The organism is Novosphingobium endophyticum, from assembly GCF_014640675.1.
Taxonomy (GTDB): Bacteria; Pseudomonadota; Alphaproteobacteria; order Sphingomonadales; family Sphingomonadaceae; genus Novosphingobium; species Novosphingobium endophyticum.
Genome location: NZ_BMHK01000045.1, coordinates 1 through 18,452, shown reverse-complemented (window position 1 = coordinate 18,452; position 18,452 = coordinate 1). Strand labels below are relative to the sequence as shown.

18 protein-coding genes and 1 pseudogene are annotated in these 18,452 nt (G+C 61.4%); 14 read left to right on the top strand and 5 right to left on the bottom strand.

Annotated features, from left to right (window positions below; translation table 11 throughout):
- Positions 1-235: 235 nt before the first annotated feature.
- The 9 genes from IEX32_RS18550 to IEX32_RS18510 all read left to right on the top strand — a co-directional run bounded on the left by IEX32_RS18550 (position 236) and on the right by IEX32_RS18510 (position 10,727).
- Positions 236-493, top strand: coding sequence for a hypothetical protein (locus tag IEX32_RS18550; protein WP_188773030.1), 258 nt, complete (start codon positions 236-238; stop codon positions 491-493).
- 389 nt (positions 494-882) lie between these two features.
- Positions 883-972 (top strand): K(+)-transporting ATPase subunit F, encoded by a 90-nt coding sequence (gene kdpF / locus IEX32_RS18545; RefSeq protein ID WP_188773029.1) that lies wholly within the window; start codon positions 883-885, stop codon positions 970-972.
- Entirely contained in the window at positions 972-2,981 is a 2,010-nt protein-coding gene (kdpB, locus tag IEX32_RS18540) for a potassium-transporting ATPase subunit KdpB (protein ID WP_188773028.1), read from the top strand. The genes kdpF and kdpB overlap by 1 nt, the downstream gene beginning before the upstream one ends.
- Before the next feature lie 17 nt (positions 2,982-2,998).
- A complete protein-coding gene (gene kdpA, locus IEX32_RS18535) occupies positions 2,999-4,657 on the top strand; it encodes a potassium-transporting ATPase subunit KdpA (RefSeq protein WP_188773027.1) in 1,659 nt (552 codons plus the stop codon).
- Between the two features lie 20 nt (positions 4,658-4,677).
- Complete coding sequence (gene kdpC, locus IEX32_RS18530; protein ID WP_188773026.1) at positions 4,678-5,232, top strand: potassium-transporting ATPase subunit KdpC; 555 nt, start codon at positions 4,678-4,680, stop codon at positions 5,230-5,232.
- 12 nt (positions 5,233-5,244) lie between these two features.
- Positions 5,245-7,893 carry a DUF4118 domain-containing protein gene (locus tag IEX32_RS18525; RefSeq protein ID WP_229736490.1) on the top strand — a complete coding sequence of 883 codons (2,649 nt, stop codon included), beginning with the start codon at positions 5,245-5,247 and terminating at the stop codon, positions 7,891-7,893.
- Complete coding sequence (locus tag IEX32_RS18520; RefSeq protein ID WP_188773025.1) at positions 7,886-8,584, top strand: response regulator transcription factor; 699 nt, start codon at positions 7,886-7,888, stop codon at positions 8,582-8,584. The genes IEX32_RS18525 and IEX32_RS18520 overlap by 8 nt, the downstream gene beginning before the upstream one ends.
- 114 nt (positions 8,585-8,698) lie before the next feature.
- Positions 8,699-10,057, top strand: a complete 1,359-nt coding sequence (locus tag IEX32_RS18515) for a TrkH family potassium uptake protein (RefSeq protein WP_229736489.1) — start codon at positions 8,699-8,701, stop codon at positions 10,055-10,057.
- Positions 10,047-10,727, top strand: a complete 681-nt coding sequence (locus IEX32_RS18510) for a potassium channel family protein (protein ID WP_308421066.1) — start codon at positions 10,047-10,049, stop codon at positions 10,725-10,727. The genes IEX32_RS18515 and IEX32_RS18510 overlap by 11 nt, the downstream gene beginning before the upstream one ends.
- Positions 10,728-10,928: 201 nt before the next feature.
- Here the strand turns inward: IEX32_RS18510 and IEX32_RS18505 are convergent, their stop codons facing one another.
- A complete protein-coding gene (locus tag IEX32_RS18505; protein WP_188773023.1) occupies positions 10,929-11,192 on the bottom strand; it encodes a DksA/TraR family C4-type zinc finger protein in 264 nt (87 codons plus the stop codon).
- A gap of 172 nt (positions 11,193-11,364) precedes the next feature.
- The gene (locus IEX32_RS18500) at positions 11,365-11,637 is read right to left on the bottom strand and encodes a hypothetical protein (RefSeq protein WP_188773022.1); all 273 of its coding nucleotides are present in this window, start codon (positions 11,635-11,637) and stop codon (positions 11,365-11,367) included.
- A gap of 220 nt (positions 11,638-11,857) precedes the next feature.
- Here IEX32_RS18500 and IEX32_RS18495 point away from each other — a divergent pair, with 220 nt between their 5' ends.
- Positions 11,858-12,484 carry a hypothetical protein gene (locus IEX32_RS18495; RefSeq protein ID WP_188773021.1) on the top strand — a complete coding sequence of 209 codons (627 nt, stop codon included), beginning with the start codon at positions 11,858-11,860 and terminating at the stop codon, positions 12,482-12,484.
- Positions 12,485-12,642: 158 nt separating this feature from the next.
- Here the strand turns inward: IEX32_RS18495 and IEX32_RS18490 are convergent, their stop codons facing one another.
- From IEX32_RS18490 to IEX32_RS18480, 3 genes are all read right to left on the bottom strand, one after another.
- Positions 12,643-14,865, bottom strand: coding sequence for a catalase (locus IEX32_RS18490; RefSeq protein ID WP_188773020.1), 2,223 nt, complete (start codon positions 14,863-14,865; stop codon positions 12,643-12,645).
- A 251-nt stretch (positions 14,866-15,116) separates the two neighbouring features.
- Positions 15,117-15,899, bottom strand: coding sequence for an SIMPL domain-containing protein (locus tag IEX32_RS18485; RefSeq protein ID WP_188773019.1), 783 nt, complete (start codon positions 15,897-15,899; stop codon positions 15,117-15,119).
- 156 nt (positions 15,900-16,055) lie between these two features.
- On the bottom strand, positions 16,056-16,313 hold the full coding sequence (locus tag IEX32_RS18480; RefSeq protein ID WP_188773018.1) for a hypothetical protein: 258 nt from the start codon (positions 16,311-16,313) through the stop codon (positions 16,056-16,058).
- On the opposite strand from IEX32_RS18480, the gene IEX32_RS18475 reads away from it, so the two are divergent.
- The 4 genes and pseudogenes from IEX32_RS18475 (at position 16,312) to IEX32_RS18460 (ending at position 18,395) form a co-directional block, all read left to right on the top strand.
- Entirely contained in the window at positions 16,312-16,797 is a 486-nt protein-coding gene (locus IEX32_RS18475; protein WP_229736488.1) for a ferritin-like domain-containing protein, read from the top strand. The two genes, IEX32_RS18480 and IEX32_RS18475, sit on opposite strands and share 2 nt — an antisense overlap.
- Before the next feature lie 78 nt (positions 16,798-16,875).
- A complete protein-coding gene (locus IEX32_RS18470; protein WP_188773017.1) occupies positions 16,876-17,229 on the top strand; it encodes a PRC-barrel domain-containing protein in 354 nt (117 codons plus the stop codon).
- Positions 17,230-17,345: 116 nt separating this feature from the next.
- Positions 17,346-17,729: pseudogene (locus IEX32_RS18465) on the top strand (phosphoglucose isomerase-related protein); the annotation flags it as partial.
- Between the two features lie 84 nt (positions 17,730-17,813).
- Positions 17,814-18,395 carry a tyrosine-type recombinase/integrase gene (locus IEX32_RS18460; protein ID WP_188773016.1) on the top strand — a complete coding sequence of 194 codons (582 nt, stop codon included), beginning with the start codon at positions 17,814-17,816 and terminating at the stop codon, positions 18,393-18,395.
- Positions 18,396-18,452: the final 57 nt, after the last annotated feature.

Sequence of the window (18,452 nt, the reverse complement as noted above, 5' to 3'; positions counted from 1 at the left end):
TCGACCACAGTCAGAGCGCGTGGTTTGCATACGACATTCAGGACGCAGAATCGGCCAATAGTTATCATCGCAACGTAGAGGCCAGCCGCTAACGGCAGCTTCGCGGGGCTTTGCGGTCGTTGGCGTGCCGCTGGCGGCTCTCTGATTCCGGACCTTCAGCTTTCCCGCCATGGACAGATCATGCGTCTGCACGAAAGAGGGTGGAAAAAGGCTTGGACGTTGTTAGGCTCGCCAAATGGCTGTGACGCTGCTGCACGTCGATGAGCATGTTTCCCTTGAATTCGGGACTGAGGATCTAAGCGCGATCCGCGATTACATTGGCAGGGAATATCCAGATGCAAAATGCGAGTCTGCCGGAATTGTCGCGGTGGTCTCGTTTGGCGACGAGGCATTCATCTTCCAGAACGAGTGGGATGCTCCATGTCTGATCTCAAATTCAATGCGCGGTGACGAACTACTGCGGAACGTCCATACTCACTTCAACCAGCGCTAAAGTCTGCATCGCGCGGCATCCCAGTCCTTCGGCGGCCCCGCTGCCGATCCCGTAACCGGTCGTTCGTGGGCCGCGCCGACGAACAATATGAAAGACCGGGTCGTTGGACGATCCGGAACGTCTCCTTCGAGGGACGTAAATCGAAACATGGTATTTCATTCACCACTTGCGGACTTAAGCTAGGACACGCTGGAACGCTTACATCGAAGGATTTCTACGAATGGCCGCCCTGGCCAAATCTCCGGCTGGATACTGACCGAGATATCTGTCCTAGCCTGACGGCCTGAGGTTCCCGTTTTCATGCAGATTTAACGCCCTACAAGGGTAACCCCCATCGAATTTTCACGCGCCAGGCGCGCATGGCGAGGTCCAAATGAAAGGAGCCTCGCATGACGTTCGACCTCGTCCTCGCCGGCCTGGTAGCACTGGGACTGCTTGCCTATTTGACCGCCGTTCTCCTCAAGCCGGAGCGCTTTTGATGCAGAGCGCCTCCTTGTTTGAACGCAAGCTAATGGCTCCGGCGATCCGCGATGCCTTTGCCAAGCTTGATCCGCGAAAGCTGGTCCGCAACCCGGTGATGTTCACCACGGCCGTGGTCGCAGCGGTGGCCTCCGTCATCCTTCTGCGCAACATTGCGATCGATGGTGACGGCCTCGCTTTCCAAGGGCAACTCGTCTTCTGGCTTTGGCTGACGGTCCTGTTCGGCAACTTTGCCGAGGCTCTGGCCGGAGGGCGCGGCAAGGCTCAGGCGCAAAGCCTTCGCGCCACCAAGGATCAGCTTGTTGCGCTGCGGATCGGAAAATTCGGCGCGACCGAGGAAGTGCCCGCCAGCCAACTCCGCTTTGGTGACGTCGTCCTCGTAACACCGGGCAGGCAGATCCCCGCCGACGGCGAGGTTGTGGCGGGCGTCGCCTCGGTCAACGAAGCGGCGATCACCGGTGAGAGCGCGCCAGTAATCCGCGAGGCGGGTGGTGACCGGTCGGCCGTGACGGCTGGCACCACGGTCATCTCCGATGAAATCCGCGTGAAGGTGACGGCCGAACCGGGCAGCGGCTTTCTCGACCGGATGATAGCGCTGGTCGAAGGCGCAAGCCGACAGAAGACGCCGAACGAGATCGCGCTGACGATCCTCCTCACCGGTCTCACACTGATCTTCCTGGTTGCTGTGGGGACGCTTCCGGCGTTCGCCGAATTTTCCGGCGACGCCATTGCGGTTCCAGTGTTGATCGCGCTGTTCGTGGCGCTGATCCCCACGACCATTTCCGGCCTGCTTTCGGCCATCGGCATAGCGGGCATGGACCGGCTGATCCGCTTCAACGTCCTTGCCAAGTCCGGCCGGGCGGTCGAGGCAGCCGGTGACATCGGCACGCTACTGCTCGACAAGACGGGCACGATCACGATCGGCGACCGGCAGGCGAGCGAATTTGTCCCGCTTCTCGGCGTGGCGCCAGCAGACCTGGTTTCAGCCGCCCGGCTCTCCAGCCTCGCCGATCCCACGCCTGAAGGCCGCTCGATCGTGGCGCTGGCCGGGGCCGGCGAGACGCTTCCCACGGAGGCTGAGACAGTTGCCTTCTCCGCACAGACAAGGGTCAGCGGGGTTGACCTGCCGGGCCGCAGCATCCGGAAAGGTGCTGTCGACGCGGTGCTCAAGCTGGGCGATTTCCCACCAGGATCGGTGCTTGCACTCAAACGGATAACGGACCGCATAGCGCAGGCGGGCGGCACCCCTTTGGCGGTAGTCGAGAACGGGCGTTTGCTGGGTGCAATTCATCTCAAGGACATCATCAAGGCGGGCATTCGCGAGCGTTTTGTCGAATTGCGGCGCATGGGCATCCGCACCGTCATGATCACTGGCGACAACCCGCTGACGGCTGCTGCGATCGCGGCTGAGGCGGGGGTAGATGATTTCCTGGCGGAAGCCACGCCGGAGGACAAGCTCGCCTACATTCGCAAGGAACAGGGCGAGGGTAAGCTGGTGGCCATGTGCGGGGATGGCACCAACGATGCGCCCGCGCTCGCCCAGTCGGACGTTGGTGTCGCCATGAATACCGGCACCCAGGCTGCACGCGAAGCTGGCAACATGGTCGACCTCGACAGCGATCCGACCAAGCTTATCGAAGTCGTCGGGATCGGAAAGCAGCTCCTGATGACCCGCGGTGCGCTCACGACCTTTTCCATCGCCAACGATATTGCAAAATACTTCGCAATCCTGCCGGCGATCTTCGTAGTGCTCTATCCGGCGCTGGGGGCGCTCAACATCATGGGGCTGGCAAGCCCGTCGAGCGCAATCCTCTCCGCGATCATCTTCAACGCGGTAATCATCCCGCTGCTGGTGCCGCTAGCGCTCAAGGGCGTGGCCTATCGCCCGATGCCCGCAGCCAGCCAGCTGCTGCGCAACCTCGCCATCTATGGCGCAGGCGGCGTGATCGCTCCGTTCATCGGCATCAAGCTCATCGACCTCGCCGTCGCCGGCCTCGGCCTCGCCTGAGCGGAAGGGACAAGAAAATGCTTACAGCAATTCTCACCGTAATTCTGATCGTCGGCGGAGCGGCGCTGCTGTCCTGGCCGCTCGGCAATTATATGGCCTGGCTGTTTTCTGGCCGCTTCGCGCGCGCGGACCGCCTCTTCATTCGCGCCGTTGGTGATGCACCCGATCAGAACTGGAAACAGTATTCCGTCGCGTTGCTGGCCTTCAACGCGCTGATGTTCGCCTTCGCCTTCCTCCTGCTCGCGACGCAGCACGCGCTGCCGCTCAACCCGGACGGGCAGACGGCGGCGCCGCTCGACCTCGTGTTCAACACGGCAGCCTCGTTCACCACCAACACTAACCTCCAGCACTATTCGGGCGAGAGCACCTGGAGCTATCTCGCCCAGTTGGGCGGACTGATGTGGCTACAGTTCGTTTCCGCCGCGACCGGGATTGCGGCGCTTGCGGCATTGGCCCGGGGCATCGGTGGGCAGGCGAGCATGGGCAATTTCTTCCTCGACCTTCAGCGGGCCGCATTCTGCGTGCTTCTGCCGCTGGCCATGATCGTCGCCTGCTTCATCGCCCTTCGCGGCGTGCCGATGACCTTTGAAGGCGCTGCGGCGGTCACGACCCTGGAAGGCGTAACCCAGACCATCGCGCGCGGTCCTGCCGCAGCCTTTGTGGCGATCAAGCAGCTCGGCACCAATGGCGGCGGCTTCTTCGGTCCCAATTCCACGCACCCGCTCGAAAATCCCGACTTCTGGGCGAATTCCCTCCAGATGATTTCGATCATCATCATACCGATGGCCTGCGTGTGGATGTTCGGCCGGATCATTGGGCGCATGAAGCATGCGGGCGTCATTTTCGGCGTGATGCTTGTCTTCCTGCTGGTAAAGATTGGCGGCTCAGTCGCTTTCGAAAGCGCTCCTACCCAGGCTTTCGCCAATCTGCCGATCATGGCCGATGTCGGCAATCTGGAAGGCAAGGAACTGCGCCTCGGGGCCACGACCGGGCCGCTGTGGGCCGTGCTCACCACATCCACCAGCAATGGCTCGGTTGGCGCGATGCATGACAGTCTCAACCCGCTCACCGGGCTGATGCCGATGGCTGGAATGTGGCTCAACGCCACCTTCGGAGGCGTGGGCGTGGGCATGATCAACATGTTTCTCTATGTCGTGGTCGCGGTGTTCATCGCCGGCATGATGGTTGGCCGGACTCCCGAATATCTGGGGCACAAGGTCGAAGGCCGCGAGATGCGCCTCGCGATCCTTGCGCTGATCAGCCATGCAGTGCTGATCCTTGGCGGTACGGCAATCTTCGCCGCCACGGTCTGGGGGCAAGACACGCTCAACAATGTCGGCGCGCACGGCTTTTCCGAGATTCTCTACGAATTCAGCTCTGCAGGTGCGAACAACGGGTCGGGCTTCGAGGGATTGGGCGACGATACCGTTCCATGGAACATCGCCACCGGCCTTGTCATGCTGATCGGCCGTTATCTTCCTATCATCGTGCCGCTGGCCATCGTCGGATCGCTGATGGCCAAGAAGCGCAGCGCGGAAAGTGCCGGGACGTTGAGCGTCGAAGGCGGCACATTCGGCACGATGCTGGTGATCACCATCCTGATCTTCGGCGCGCTGACCTTCTTCCCCGCAGCCGCACTCGGCCCGATTGCCGAACATGTGACTTTGATGCGCTGATCCAGACAAGGAACGGACCAATGACCTATCTTCTCCCTTCGCTGCGCCTCTGGCTGCTGACTCTGTTCGTCTGTGTTTTGGCTTACGCATCCCTTGTATTCGGCGTTGCGCAGGCCTTAGCTCCCTTCCGGGCCAATGGCTCGATCATCGAAGTGGGCGGTCGCGCCGTCGGCAGCGAACTTGTGGCGCAAGATTTCACCGAGCCCCGCTATTTCTGGCCGCGCCCATCCGCCGTCGACTATGACGCGATGGGTGCGGGTGGGAGCAACCTGTCCCCAACCAGTCAAACCCTTGCCGAGCGCGCTGCGGAAACGGTTGTCCGCTATGGAGCGACCGCAGACAAACCTGTCCCGGCAGATCTCGTTGCCGCATCAGGCGGAGGCCTTGATCCGCACATTTCCCTGGCAGGCGGGCTCTATCAGGCAGATCGGGTCGCAGCTGCGCGGGGCATTGATGCGGCGGTCATCCGCCGGCTCGTGCAGGACGCCGCAATCGCGCCCGGCGGAGTCCTCGCGCCCGAGCCCGTCGTCAACGTACTGCAACTCAATCTGGCGCTCGACCGGCTTGAGCAATAGGCTGCTTTCACGATGACCGACCCAACGCCTGAACGGGACGCCGAACGCTTCCTGCGCATTGCCCGAATGGCAGAGCGCGGTCGGCTGACCGTCTACCTCGGCGCGGCACCTGGCGTAGGCAAGACCTACAGAATGCTTCAGGATGCCGCGCGGCGGCAAGCCGAGGGTATGGATGTGGTCGTGGGCGTGGCGGAAACGCATGGCCGCTGCGAGACCGCAGCTCTGCTCCAACCGCTGGAGGAACTGCCCCGGCGCATGATCGACCATGCCGGGCACCAGCTCGAAGAGTTCGACATCGACGCAGCGCTTGCCCGGCGCCCGGACCTTATCCTGGTCGATGAACTGGCCCACAGTAATGCACCGGGCAGCCGCCACCCCAAACGCTGGCAGGATGTTGCCGAACTGATCGTAGCTGGGATCAATGTCGCGACCACAATCAACATCCAGCACATCGAAAGCCTCAACGATGTCGTTGCCGGTTTCACGCATGTCCGGGTGCGCGAAACTGTGCCCGACAACATTCTCGAACATGCCGAACTGATCCTGGTCGACCTGCCGCCGGAAGCGTTGATCGAACGCCTGCAGGCCGGCAAGGTCTATCTCCCCGACACCGCCGGGCGCGCGCTGGCCAATTTTTTTACGCCCCTCAAACTTGCTGCCTTGCGCGAGATGGCCTTGCGCTTTGCCGCGCACAGCGTTGACCGCCGACTATCCGACGATCTTGAAACTAGCGGTGAAACGGGCAATTTCGTGGCTGGGGAGCGGCTGATCGTAGCCGTCAGCTCCGGCAAGGGCGGCGCCCGTGTTGTGCGCCATGCCAAGCGCCTTTCTGACCTGCTCCATGCGCCGTGGACCGCAGTGGTGATTGAAAGCGCAAGCGCCCGCGCCGTTCGCGGAAGCCAACGCGAGCAACTCGCCGACAATCTGGCATTGGCCGCGTCGTTGGGCGCATCGTTGATGACGGTCGCTGCTGACGATATCAGTGCCGCGCTCGTTGACCAGGCCAGGCAATTGCGTGCCAGCCAGATCGTGATCGGTAAGAGCCGTCGAACGCGCTGGTTCGAGTGGCGACACGGATCTGTCGCCCAATCCGTCATCCGCAAGGCCAACGGCGCGGCAGTTCATGTCGTTCCGCTCGATGAAGCCGACGATAAGCCGGAGAAGCCCAAAGAGCCCTTCACTATCCGGGCAAACTCGATTGCCGTCCTGCTTGTCGCGGTCACCGTCGGGATATTGCAGCTGGTCAGGCCCTGGATCGCGCTGGGTGCCATCGACCTTGTCCTGCTTTTGCCAGTGATCGTTTCGGCGACCAGGCTAGGGCTCCGGGCGGGCCTGTGGGCGGCAATGGCTGCAGCGCTTTCCTACAACTTCTTCTTCACCGAGCCCTACCATACGCTGTTCATTCACAGCCCGGCCGAAGTCGTGACATTCGCGGTGCTGGCGGTGGTTGCCATTGTCATTGGCGGCCTGGCGGGGAAGGTAAGGCGGCAGGCGAAGACAAGTGTGGGCGTGGCCCGGCTCAACGCCTCCCTGGCCAGATTTGCCGGCCTCATGGGCGGCCTTTCGGGCAGGGACGAAACCGCACGGGTTGCCTGCCGCGAGATCGGCGGGCTGCTCGATGTTGAAGCCATCATCGTCGCGCTTGAAGACGATGCGATAGTCGTTCGCGGGAACGATAAATATGGCCGGATCGACGCAATTGACGAGGCGGCGGTCCGCTGGGCCATCGAGAATGGCGTTGCCACCGGACGCGATACGGGGACGCTGAATGCGGCGGACTGGCAGTTTCACCCGCTCAAGACCTCGCTCGGGACTATGGGCGCCCTCGGACTTGCGCGTCCATCGCAGGAACGCGTGATCCGCCCCGACGATGCCGTGATGCTGGCATCACTGGTGGATCAGACCGCTCTCGCACACGAGCGAATCGTCTTGGAAGGACAGGCGCGGCAGGTGGATGCCCTGCGCGAAAGGGACCGGCTACGCGGGGCACTGCTTGGCAGCATTGCCCATGACCTGCGCACCCCGCTCACGGCGGTCATCGCGGCAACAGAGGCAATCCCGGTCCAAGGCGATTATGCTGAGGAGTTGCGCATAGCCCGTTCCGAGTCCCGGCGACTGCAGAGGTTCCTGAATGATCTTCTCGAAGCATCACGGATCGAGCACGGAACGATCGAACCCAAATGGGAAAGTGTCGACATGACCGACATCGTCACGTCCGTGTTGCGCGATCTGCGGCAAGACGGACCCGGCGCGCGGGTTGCTACGCGGATCGACAGCGACTGCCCGTTTGCGTTCACTGATCCGCTGCTCCTGCGCCATGTGTTGATCAACCTGGTCGACAATGCGCTCAAGTTTTCGTCTTCCGGATCACCGGTCGATGTCGAGATCGATTGTTCGGGAGATCAGGTCAAATGTCGCATCCTTGATCGCGGCCCTGGCCTGCCTGATGAGACCGAAGCGCTTTTCGAGCGCTTCCACCGTCTCGAAGGCGGTGACCGGGTGGGCGGTTCGGGTCTCGGCCTGTGGATCGCCAAGAACTTCGTGGAGGCAGTTGGCGGGGCGATTACGGCGGGCAATCGCGAAGGCGGAGGGGCGGCCTTCACCATTGCGCTGCCCGTCGCCTCAGCGAAAGAAAAGGATGGTGGTCCGAGCGATGCATAGGGACGTCCTGATCATTGATGACGAACCCGCGATCCGGCGGCTGCTGATGGGTGCGCTGGACCGGGTGGGGCTCAGTCACGTCGAAGCTGCCAGCGCCGGAGAGGCCTTGCGTCTGGCCGCCGGGCCGCAGCGACCTGCCGTTGCGCTGCTCGATCTGGGCCTGCCCGACCGCGATGGCCTCGAAATCGTGCCGCAGCTTGCTGCACTCGGTGTCACCATCATCGTCCTGACGGCGCGCGATGCGACAGAGGAGAAGGTTGCAGCTCTGGATCTCGGAGCCGATGATTTCGTGACCAAGCCCTTTGATAGTGCCGAACTTCTCGCGCGCGTACGTTCTGCGCTTCGCCGGAAATCTGGCGCCCTCGTCGATCCGCACAGGCGAGACTTCGAGGGCGGCAGCATCGACCGGGCGAAACACTCGGTGGTGATTGACGGCACGCCGGTGCCCCTGACGCCGCGCGAATTCGAACTGCTTTGGGCGCTATCGGAAAAGCCTGGCCGCGTGATGACCCACACATCCTTGCTTGAAACGGTCTGGGGTGCGGCACATCGCGACGATCTCGACTACTTGCGCGTGGCGATTCGCTCCCTGCGCAAGAAGGTCGAAACGGACGCTTCGCGGCCGAAGCTGGTCATGAATGAACCTGGTATCGGCTATCGCCTCGCCAGTCTTGGCGATCAGAGCGATTGACCGCGGTCGAAAACTTGAAGCATTCGTGGAAAGGTTGTGGTTGGCTTGCTAGGCAAAGCCAATGCACTTGTTCGCTCAATCACGTCAAACACCTGATTTGCAAGACACTACCATTTGGCAGCGCGCTGCCAGGTGAAGGGCCTCGACCATCCCACTCGCGTGGTGCCCGCCGCCTTCCTCGCCGCCATCGCGATCGGCACGGCGGTGCTGATGCTGCCAGCTGCTACCGCCAGCGGGCAGAGTGCTGGTTTCGTCACCGCCTTCTTCACCGCCACATCGGCCATCTGCGTCACCGGGCTGATCACCGTGGATACCCCCACCTTCTGGTCTCCTTTCGGCCAGGCGGCGATCATGCTGCAGTTCCAGATCGGCGGGTTGGGGATCATGACTGCCGCCACACTGCTTGGCCTTGTTGCCGGGCGGCGAATGAGCCTTTCGGGCCGCGCCATCGCGCTGACCGAACATGGCCACGTGAACCGCGCGGAAGCGGCCAGCCTTGTCCGGCTGGTGTTCATCGTTTCCATCGCCTTCGAGGCTCTGGTCGCGGTTGCCCTGTGGCTGCGCTGGTGGCTGGGCCACGGCATGAATGCGGGCGAAGCGGCCTGGCACGCCTTGTTCCATGCCGTGTCCGCCTTCAACAACGCTGGCTTTTCCACTTTTTCAGATAGCCTGATGAGTTGGCAGGCAGATTCGCTGATCCTTGCCCCCGTGATGGCCGCTATCATCATTGGCGGCATCGGATTTCCGGTGCTGCACGAAGTATGGTCGCGCCGCAATCGCAGGCAGCGGCACAAACCATGGTCGTTGCACAGCCGGATCACCCTGGTCGTCAGCGCCGCCTTGCTGGTGGGCGGAACCGTGCTGATGCTGTCGGCGGAATGGACCAATCCCGACACACTGGGCGCAATGCCGCTGGGCGAGCGGCTGCTGAATGCCGCGTTCCATTCGGTCACCATGCGCACCGCCGGTTTCAACGCGTTGGACGTGGGGGCCTTTGCCGATCAGTCACTGTCGATCAACTACCTCTTCATGATGATCGGCGGCGGCAGCGCGGGCACGGCAGGCGGGCTGAAAGTGACGACATTCGCCCTGCTTGGCTTTGTCGTCTGGTCCGAAATTCGCGGCCATGCCGAAACCACGATCTTCGGCCGCACGGTGGGAGCGCAGATCGTTCGGCAGGCGCTGTCCATTGTGCTGATCGCCATCGCTCTGATCGGCCTTGTCACCCTGATGATTGAATGGATCGAACCGGTCATCGACTTCCGCTTCATCCTGTTCGAAACCATATCGGCATTTGCCACCGTGGGCCTTTCCACCGGCATTACGGCACAACTTTCCACGCCTTCGCAGATGCTGCTTGTGCTGCTGATGTTCGTTGGCCGCGTGGGCACGGTCACCTTTGCCACCGCCCTGGCGCTGGCACAGCGCAGCTTGAAGTATCGCTATCCAGAGGAGCAACCCATTGTTGGCTAGCAAAAACAACCGCAAGTCTTCCCCTTCCGCGGTAGCAGTCATCGGCCTTGGCCGCTTCGGCACGGCTGTGGCGCAGTCGTTGCTCCAGATGGGTCACGATGTGCTCGCCATCGATTCCGATGGAAGGCGGGTGCAAATGCTGGCCGATGAAATGCCACATGTGTTGCAGGCCGATACCACCGATCCCGATGCGCTTCGGCAGATCGGGCTTGCCGATTTTCGGCGGGTTGTGGTCGGCATTGGGAGCGATGTGGAAGCCAGCGTGCTGACGGTCATGGGTCTCACCGATCTTGGCATCCCGCAGATCTGGGCCAAAGCCACCCACCAGACCCATGGCCGCATCCTGGAAAGGGTTGGCGCGCACCATGTGGTCTATCCTGAAGAACGCATGGGTCGGCGCGTCGCGCGGCTTGTGACGGGTAAGATGATCGACCACATTGAATTCGATGAGGATTTCTCGATTATCAAGACCAAGGCCCCGGAAGCGCTTGTCGGTGGGCTGCTGGGCATCATCGATACGATGTCGAAATTTGGCGTCGCGGTGATTGGCGTGAAGCCGCAGGACGGGCCATTCCGCCACATCACGCAGGACATTATCGTGCAGCCCAACGACCTATTGATCGTGGCGGGCTCCAATGATGCCTGCGAGGCCTTTGCGGCGCTCGAATGATTTAGGCGCTACCGCCAGGGCACCGCAGGCCTTCACACATTGGCACCCGGATGCCCTTATGGGGGAGCCATCGACTACGGGAACCATCGATCTCATCTCTGATGTCGGCGGGAGTCGTCCTCCAAGATTTATGAATGAGCGACAGCTTCCAGGGAAGTCTATCGCGAACGGGAGCGACCGCTCTGGCGGCGGCAAGCGTCATCACCGTAGTTGACTGTCCTTGCTCCCGCGCCGATTGATGCCCGAATGGACGACGGCCTTATCGCGGCGCCCCTGACAGGACACACAAGTCCGCACACCCGGCAAGGCTTCGCGGCGTCCGGCGGGGATAATCTCGCCACAGTCTTCGCAATTTTCGAGGCCATCTCCCGCAGGCATCCGTGCACGTGCGCCACGGATCGCATCGTTCACCGTATCTTCGATCTGATCCTGTACCGCACCGTCGCGCGACCATCCGCCGGCCATATGATCTTCCTTGCACCTTCGATGTATTTCAGAATGGGGACGCGCAGGGCCTGGTTCAATCCACCGACAAGGTTCCGGCGTAAGGCCGCATTCCAAGCAACTGAATGGACATGCACGACTGGAAGCTATCAAGGTATCGCTTTGAGCCGTCCAACGGCAGCAACGTCGGCGATCATGATCTTCGAAAGGCAATCGTCTCGGCAGACACGAAGGCTGGCTGCGAAACGGTGGCAAACCAATCTTCTCGAAAACCAGGTAAGCCCTTCAAATGGTCAAGCAGGAGGTCCCATCCCGGCATCTCCTCGTGGAAGAACCAGTTCTGACCGTTGCGCTGGACATCACAGCACAGGAGGTCCGTTGTCAGTTCATCGCGCTTGAAGAATGTGATGCGGTCGATTTCAGTAAGAGACAGCCGATCCAGCAAGGCGGGTGCGATCGCATCCATGCCAAGATCATGGCGTGCCAATTTGCCGCTGGCAAGGATGTCTGGCGATGTCCGCTATCGAGAACGCCCGAGGCGCTCGCAAACGGCGGCTTAGTCGGCGGGTACCGTCGACCAACCATGACCGCAGGCGAAGGGCAGCATTTCAACATTTTAATCCGCAAGGAGCCATTCCGGAGCCGCCGACTTTGCGGACATTGCTTCAAATGCTAATCAGCGACTGATGGCTGCGATAAAATCACTGAAGCGAAAGCATAGGATCATCGCGGTTATCGTGTCCCTCCTACTTGTGGGTGCCTATTTGTTCATCGCTCGGCCCATGCTCCGGGCGATGGGAGCGACCACATACGGTGCGTTGTCATCGCACAGCAAAGGCATAGTTTTGGATAGCGGTGAAAGTTTACTCTCGGAGTTGCCGCCTCTGAGCGAGCTTTCCGGCGATAGCTTGCGCTTCGTTGCAACGCCCTCTTTCGGGAAGCGTTGGATGGCAGTGTCACTTTCCAAAGTTGATGCCCGCGTATTCGGGCAATTGGTAATCTTGAACCGCGAAACAGGCTCCGTGAGCAGGCGAACATTTCAAATGAACCCGTCTGATTTCGACGAGTTCACAAAACGATGGGATGCCCGAACTACCGTCTACTGGGGCGACTTCAGGATGTTCACCGACGGGACGCCTCTAGGTTATGAACGCAAGCGCGGGAATACAATAATGGCGGGCATCGGAAATTCGCCTTGCCACTACGATGTTCTGGGCAATCTCGCCGCTGTCTATGTTGGACCGCTAGCTGAAGAACTGAACGATCTTCGCGAGCCCAGAATCAACGAGCTTCTCGAAAGCGATCAATGCTGACCGCCAATTGCGAATGTCCGCTTCCCCCAACAAACCGGTGGTTCGTGGGCTCGATCAGCGGCATTGATTCCGGCCATTCGGCGTATGCAGTTGGCGAGTGAACGTAAGGCGGGTTCCAGGGAACGGTTTCGGCGCCGCGAATGGCGGCTCTGTCGGCGTCACCGGGCATCGAGATCGACCTGCAATTCGCGCGGCCAATGGCGAAGCGCCGCGGCGGCCTCGAGGAATTTCGCCGCGTCCTCGGCACGTTCTAGCGGCACACAGGCCTCGTCGAGCATGCTCCCAATACCGCCCTTGGCGAAGATTAGCTCGGCTTCCTTCGTGTAGCCGATGAATTTGCAGTGCCCGAACGCGTCGCGCACGAAATCTTGGGCAACCGCATCGCCGGCCAACATGGCCGCGCCCTCCTTCGAAACGACGATCGCCACGGCATCGAACAGCACCGATGGCCCCCCGTCGATCTTGTGCCTGGCCGTAACCTTCGTCCCATCGGACAAGGTCACACCTCCTATCTTCGGAGCGACCACTTCGTAGATCGCCCCGAGCTTGTCGACCGCGCTAACGAGCGCGCCGAACAGTGTGGGATCGGCGCCATCGCTGAGCAGGACTCCGAGCTTGCGGCCCTTGAAATTGGATGGGCCGTTCTTGACGATCGAAAGCGCGTCTGAGGGCGGCAGGTCGGGAACGGTCGGTCGTGCCGACTGCGCGGGTGCCGGCATATCAGAAAGGGCGAGCCCATCCGCGACCTTTGCGGCGAGACCATCATCGATGTTGAGCAGGTGCGAGACCATTCGCGCGCGAATGTCGCGCCGCTCGACCTTGCTGAGCTCGAAAGTCAGGGCGTCCGCCATGTGTTTCTGCTCGATCGGGGTCTGGCTGACATAGAACTGGCGCGCTTGGCTGTAGTGGTCAGCGAAGCTCTCGGAACGGATTCTGAGCTTGGCACCCTCCGCCTCGGCACCAAAGCTTGTGAAGCCGCGCTTGGGGTCCTCGCGCGGCCCGCCGGTCTCGGCACCCCAGCTGTTGGGCTCGTAGTTCACCCGGCCATGCGGATTGGTGATCGCCATGTGCCCGTCCTGCTGGAAATGGGCGAAGGGGCACTTCGGCGCATTGATCGGAAGGTGCGTGAAATTGGGGCTGCCCAGGCGCTTGAGCTGGGTATCGAGATAAGAGAAATTGCGGCCCTGGAGCAGCGGATCGTTGGTGAAGTCGATGCCGGGTACCACGTTCTGGGTGCAGAACGCGACCTGCTCCGTCTCGGCGAAGAAGTTGTCGACGACGCGGTCCAGCACGAGCCGACCGACCACGCGGACCGGAAGGATTTCCTCGGGGATGATTTTGGTCGCGTCGAGAACGTCGAAATCGAAGCTGTCGGCGAATTCCTGATCGAAAAGCTGCAGGCCTAGTTCCCATTCGGGAAAGTCGCCGCCGTTGATGGCATCCCATAGGTCGCGGCGATGGAAATCGGGATCGGCACCGTTGATCTTGACCGCCTCGTTCCAGACGACCGACTGTAGTCCCTGCTTCGGCTTCCAGTGGAACTTGACGAAGGTAGAATTGCCGGCCGAGTCAACTAAGCGGAAGGTATGGACGCCGAAGCCTTCCATTGTCCGGAAAGAGCGCGGGATCGCACGGTCCGACATGATCCACATCACCATGTGCATCGATTCCGGAGTCAGGCTGATGAAGTCCCAGAAGTTGTCATGCGCAGTCTGCGCCTGAGGGAACATGCGGTCCGGCTCGGGCTTGGCCGAATGGATCAGATCGGGAAACTTGATCGCGTCCTGGATGAAGAAGACGGGGATGTTGTTGCCCACAATGTCCCAGTTGCCTTCCTTGGTGTAGAGCTTGACCGCAAAGCCCCGGACGTCGCGGGCGAGGTCGAACGAGCCCTTCGAACCCGCGACCGTCGAGAACCGGACAAAGGCGGGGGTCCGCTCGCCGACGCGCTGGAAGATGTCGGCGCGAGTTATATCGGCCAGGCCCTCGGTGAGCTCAAAGAAGCCATGGGCGCCGTAGCCGCGCGCATGCACAACGCGCTCGGGAATGCGCTCGTGATCGAAGTGGAAGATTTTTTCTCGAAAGTGGAAGTCCTCCATCAGCATGGGCCCACGTGTGCCCTGCTTCAGACTGTTTTGATCGTCCGCCACCAGCACGCCTTGCTGGGTGGTCAGTACGGCGGTTTTGCCTTCCGCGACCTGACGGGTTTCGCCGCCCTCGCCCTGGGGCTCGGAATAACTGTCGCTAATGAGCGCGTCTTCGGGAATCGGTGAAGCCTTCCGCGGAGACTCTCCCCCGATGTCGGCGCCAGCCAGCTTCGCGGGTGCTACGCCGGTCTTGGTCACAGAGGGATTCTTGGCGGGCGCGGGCTTCTTGGCCATGGCGGCTCCTTGTCGCTGTAAGAGGTTGGCACCCCCGAAGCCGGACAGGGACCACAGGGAAGCGCCGATACCCTTCGTTAACCCCGGAAGCGGGCCCCGGTTGCGTCTGGCCAGCCAAATTTATCTGCTGCTTGGCGCGACCCATGACCTCGGACTTTTTTCAAATCGCGGGATCCGCTGGCGATGAATGAACGGAAGGTCTAAGGCCGCAACATTCCCGTCTTGAACGACCGAGATGTCGGCGGCACCCCCTATTGTGGCCGCAGCGCGAAGTCCACCTGTATGGACACATCGCTGGCGGTCTGTCCGGCCATGATCCTTGCCCCTCCCTGTTCCGACGCCGGAGGTGGTGGAGGTGCGACTTGCAGCGCAACGGGCGGCGGCGCGGCGTCTATGCGGGCAGCCACTTCGGCGGAAGGCAGATAGCGCATGCCCTGCGATCCGCCGGCATCGCGAATGTAGAGCACCCGGCTCACTTCCATGCCTGCCGCCTCGGCATAGGCTTCAGCACGGCGCCGGGCTGCCTTGTAGGCCTCCGCATAAGCGAGATTGGCAGTGGCTTCCGGATCGCTCATCGTCAGATTGGGGCCATTGACGATATTGGCGCCGGCTTCCGTCACCGCCGCCACGGCAGCGCCTGCGCTATCGACGTTCCGTACGGTGACATTGACCGTATTCACTGCCTGGAACTGGCCCTTGCGGTCGCCCCAGTCGATCCGATCTACCGAGACGGCGCGGGTCTGGATGTCCTTCTCCTCGATACCGAGCTTCCCGAGCGCGTCGACGATCTCACCGATTTTCCTGGCATTCGCGGAACTGGCGTCCTTGGCACTTCGCGCCCATGTCTGAATTCCCGCCTGGAACTCTGCCTTGTCGGGACGTGCCTCGGCATGGCCGGTGGCGCTGACGGAAAGCAGGGTTTCTGATCGATCCACCCCACGCGAATCGGATGAGGCCTGGCCGCAGGCAGCAAGCAGCAGCAACGGCACGGCCGCAAGCGCCGGAGCGAAATTGCCGGCTGCGAGGTTTGTCATGGCTTTTCTCTCCAGGCGTCGAGGCGCTCGGCGCTCGGCCTCCGCTTGGGACAGCGGCCGTGAAAATCGGCTGAATGGACGTCAACTGACAAGACAGCGATCTTGGACGCTGAATGATCGGATTGTCGGCGGATCAAGCCAATCGGCGACATGCTGTCAACGCCGCCTCGGGTGACGTTCGTCCAGGATCACGTCGGTAGACGCCCCGGTTATCGCTTCCCGCTCGAGATCGGCCTGCTGCACATGCGAAAAGCCCGTGCGAACAGAAAGTTCGAAACGCGCAGCGCTCGCGGCATAGCTTTCGCTTGCCCGCCGGGCCGCCCAGATTGCGCGATTGCAATCGAGCCAAGCCCACAACCGCTCGTCGCGTTTCTGGATGGCCCAAGGAACGTCGCCATTTGCCTGGCGTTTCATGGGCATCCCTCCGGATGCAAGGAACATTCCCATGACCACAAACTCCGTGGACGTAAGCGTTCTCAACACGCTCATCGCGACACTCGTCGACAGTATCGACGGATATCAGAAGTCGGCAGCCGATATTGATAATCAAGCGCTCGCCGACAAGTTCAACGCCCGGGCGCGCGAGCGGCAATCGGCCGTCGCTAAACTCCAGGCTGCGGTGGCTGCCGCAGGTGGCGAACCCGAGGACGACGGCACGGTGCTCGGGGGCGCGCACCGTGTATTTCAGAGCTTGAAGGAGACGGTCATGAGCCGCGACGACAAGGCCATTGTCGGCGAGATCGAACGCGGAGAGGACTATCTCAAAAGCAAGTTCGAAACCGCGCTGGCCGAGGCTGAGCTCTCACCCGCTGCCAGAGCAGCCGCCGACGAAGCCTGGCGATCGGTCAAGGCAGGTCACGACGAAATGAGCGCTCTCAAGCATTCGATGGGCGCCTGAGACCTTGGGCCGGAGCCTACGCAAAACGTCGGCTCTGGCCCGTTCGACGCGATTTCACGCGAACCGAAAGGCTGGTAAATGGAAAGGCACGATGCTGAAGCGTTCCTCGTGGAAGCCGAAGTCTCAGAGCTAGGAGTCCGCTCGCAAGACGGCGACAAGCTAGGCCACGTAAAATCGTTCGTGGTCGACAAGCGGACCGGACGCTCGGTCTACGCCGTACTCAGTCTGGGCGGCTTTCTAGGTCTAAATAAGAGCTTCTACCCGGTGCCATTCAACCTCCTTGGATACGAAGCGACGGACGATAACTACGTCATCACCATCGATCGCCGTATTCTCGAAGGCGGCCCGAGCTGGTCGAACAATGCTCCGGAATTTGATCAAGCCTATGCAAACAGAGTCTCGAGCTATTACGGCCCTGCAACGCCGGCTTAGCCGCGCAATTGTTGGGGCTTTTTTCGCCTGAACCCTACATTCTGTGGCTGACGGGCGCGGGCCTCCCCCGCCGAGAATGATCCGATCAGGCCGCATGATATAGGTGAGATTGGTGCAATCTCGTACCCGTCGACTTCATCGCCTCGATCGTGCCGGGACATGATCTGGACTCTGCGCATCACCGTATCCTGCTGTCGAACTGTTTCGCGCAAGGCGCCGCGCTGATGGCGGGCAACGCGAGCAATGATCCGGCGCGTGCCTATCCCGGCGACCGGCCCTCTGCGACGATCCTGCTCGATGACGTCAGCCCGGCCACCTTCGGCGCGCTGATCGCCTTCCACGAGCACCGTACTTTCGCCAATCCCGTGCTCATGGGCATCAATCCTTTCGACCAGTTCGGCGTCGAACTGGGCAAGAATATCGCCAGGCAGATCGAGAAGGGCGACACCCGCTTCGACCCCCCGACCGAGGCGCTGCTGGAGGCGGCGGGCACCGGCTGATTTCAGCCACCTCTTCACTACCAACGCAGGGCACTGCAAATCCAGCATCCTCCAATTGGCCATTCCGGCTATCGGAGAAGCAACATGGGATACTCAGACCTGGACCCTGCCGTGCATGAACGGCGCCCCTGGAATGCAGGGCAGAACGTTGGACCCAAGCGCCCGCTCAAACCGCGCGATATCTGGGCCATCCGGTTCTACCTCGACGAGCATAGGCGGCTGCGCGATCGGGCGCTCTTCGACCTCGCGATCGACAGCAAACTGCGGGGCTGCGACCTCGTGAAGATCAGGATCGGCGATGTCACCAGTGGCGGAAGCATCCGTAACCGCTCCACGGTGATCCAGCAGAAGACAGGCCGACCCGTGCAGTTCGAGATCATGACAGAAGCCCGAAAGAGCCTGACGGCGTGGCTCGAACGGCGTCGCGGCACCATCCTCGACTTCGCCTTTCCGAGCCGTGTCGACTACCTTGGACACTTGAGCACGCGCCAGTATGCGCGCCTGGTCGATGAATGGGTCTCGACCGTCGGCTTGGACAAGCGGGAATACGGCACCCATTCGCTGCGCCGCACGAAAGTCTCGCTCATCTACAAGGCAACCGGGAACCTGAGAGCCGTTCAGATCCTGCTCAGAATGGCGACATACTGCCAACGAACAGCCGGCTGATGGCCGGATCAGCTACCGTTTCCATCCGCGCTTCGGCGAGATGGTGCAAATCAGGCG

Bases quoted from the DNA above. Each gene is read 5' to 3' on its own strand.
- IEX32_RS18550 (WP_188773030.1), top strand. From the start codon at position 236: ATGGCTGTGACGCTGCTGCACGTCGATGAGCATGTTTCCCTTGAATTC.
- kdpF (WP_188773029.1), top strand. From the start codon at position 883: ATGACGTTCGACCTCGTCCTCGCCGGCCTGGTAGCACTGGGACTGCTT.
- kdpB (WP_188773028.1), top strand. From the start codon at position 972: ATGCAGAGCGCCTCCTTGTTTGAACGCAAGCTAATGGCTCCGGCGATC.
- kdpA (WP_188773027.1), top strand. From the start codon at position 2,999: ATGCTTACAGCAATTCTCACCGTAATTCTGATCGTCGGCGGAGCGGCG.
- kdpC (WP_188773026.1), top strand. From the start codon at position 4,678: ATGACCTATCTTCTCCCTTCGCTGCGCCTCTGGCTGCTGACTCTGTTC.
- IEX32_RS18525 (WP_229736490.1), top strand. From the start codon at position 5,245: ATGACCGACCCAACGCCTGAACGGGACGCCGAACGCTTCCTGCGCATT.
- IEX32_RS18520 (WP_188773025.1), top strand. From the start codon at position 7,886: ATGCATAGGGACGTCCTGATCATTGATGACGAACCCGCGATCCGGCGG.
- IEX32_RS18505 (WP_188773023.1), bottom strand. From the start codon at position 11,192: ATGGCCGGCGGATGGTCGCGCGACGGTGCGGTACAGGATCAGATCGAA.
- IEX32_RS18500 (WP_188773022.1), bottom strand. From the start codon at position 11,637: ATGGATGCGATCGCACCCGCCTTGCTGGATCGGCTGTCTCTTACTGAA.
- IEX32_RS18495 (WP_188773021.1), top strand. From the start codon at position 11,858: ATGGCTGCGATAAAATCACTGAAGCGAAAGCATAGGATCATCGCGGTT.
- IEX32_RS18490 (WP_188773020.1), bottom strand. From the start codon at position 14,865: ATGGCCAAGAAGCCCGCGCCCGCCAAGAATCCCTCTGTGACCAAGACC.
- IEX32_RS18485 (WP_188773019.1), bottom strand. From the start codon at position 15,899: ATGACAAACCTCGCAGCCGGCAATTTCGCTCCGGCGCTTGCGGCCGTG.
- IEX32_RS18475 (WP_229736488.1), top strand. From the start codon at position 16,312: ATGGGCATCCCTCCGGATGCAAGGAACATTCCCATGACCACAAACTCC.
- IEX32_RS18480 (WP_188773018.1), bottom strand. From the start codon at position 16,313: ATGAAACGCCAGGCAAATGGCGACGTTCCTTGGGCCATCCAGAAACGC.
- IEX32_RS18470 (WP_188773017.1), top strand. From the start codon at position 16,876: ATGGAAAGGCACGATGCTGAAGCGTTCCTCGTGGAAGCCGAAGTCTCA.
- IEX32_RS18460 (WP_188773016.1), top strand. From the start codon at position 17,814: ATGGGATACTCAGACCTGGACCCTGCCGTGCATGAACGGCGCCCCTGG.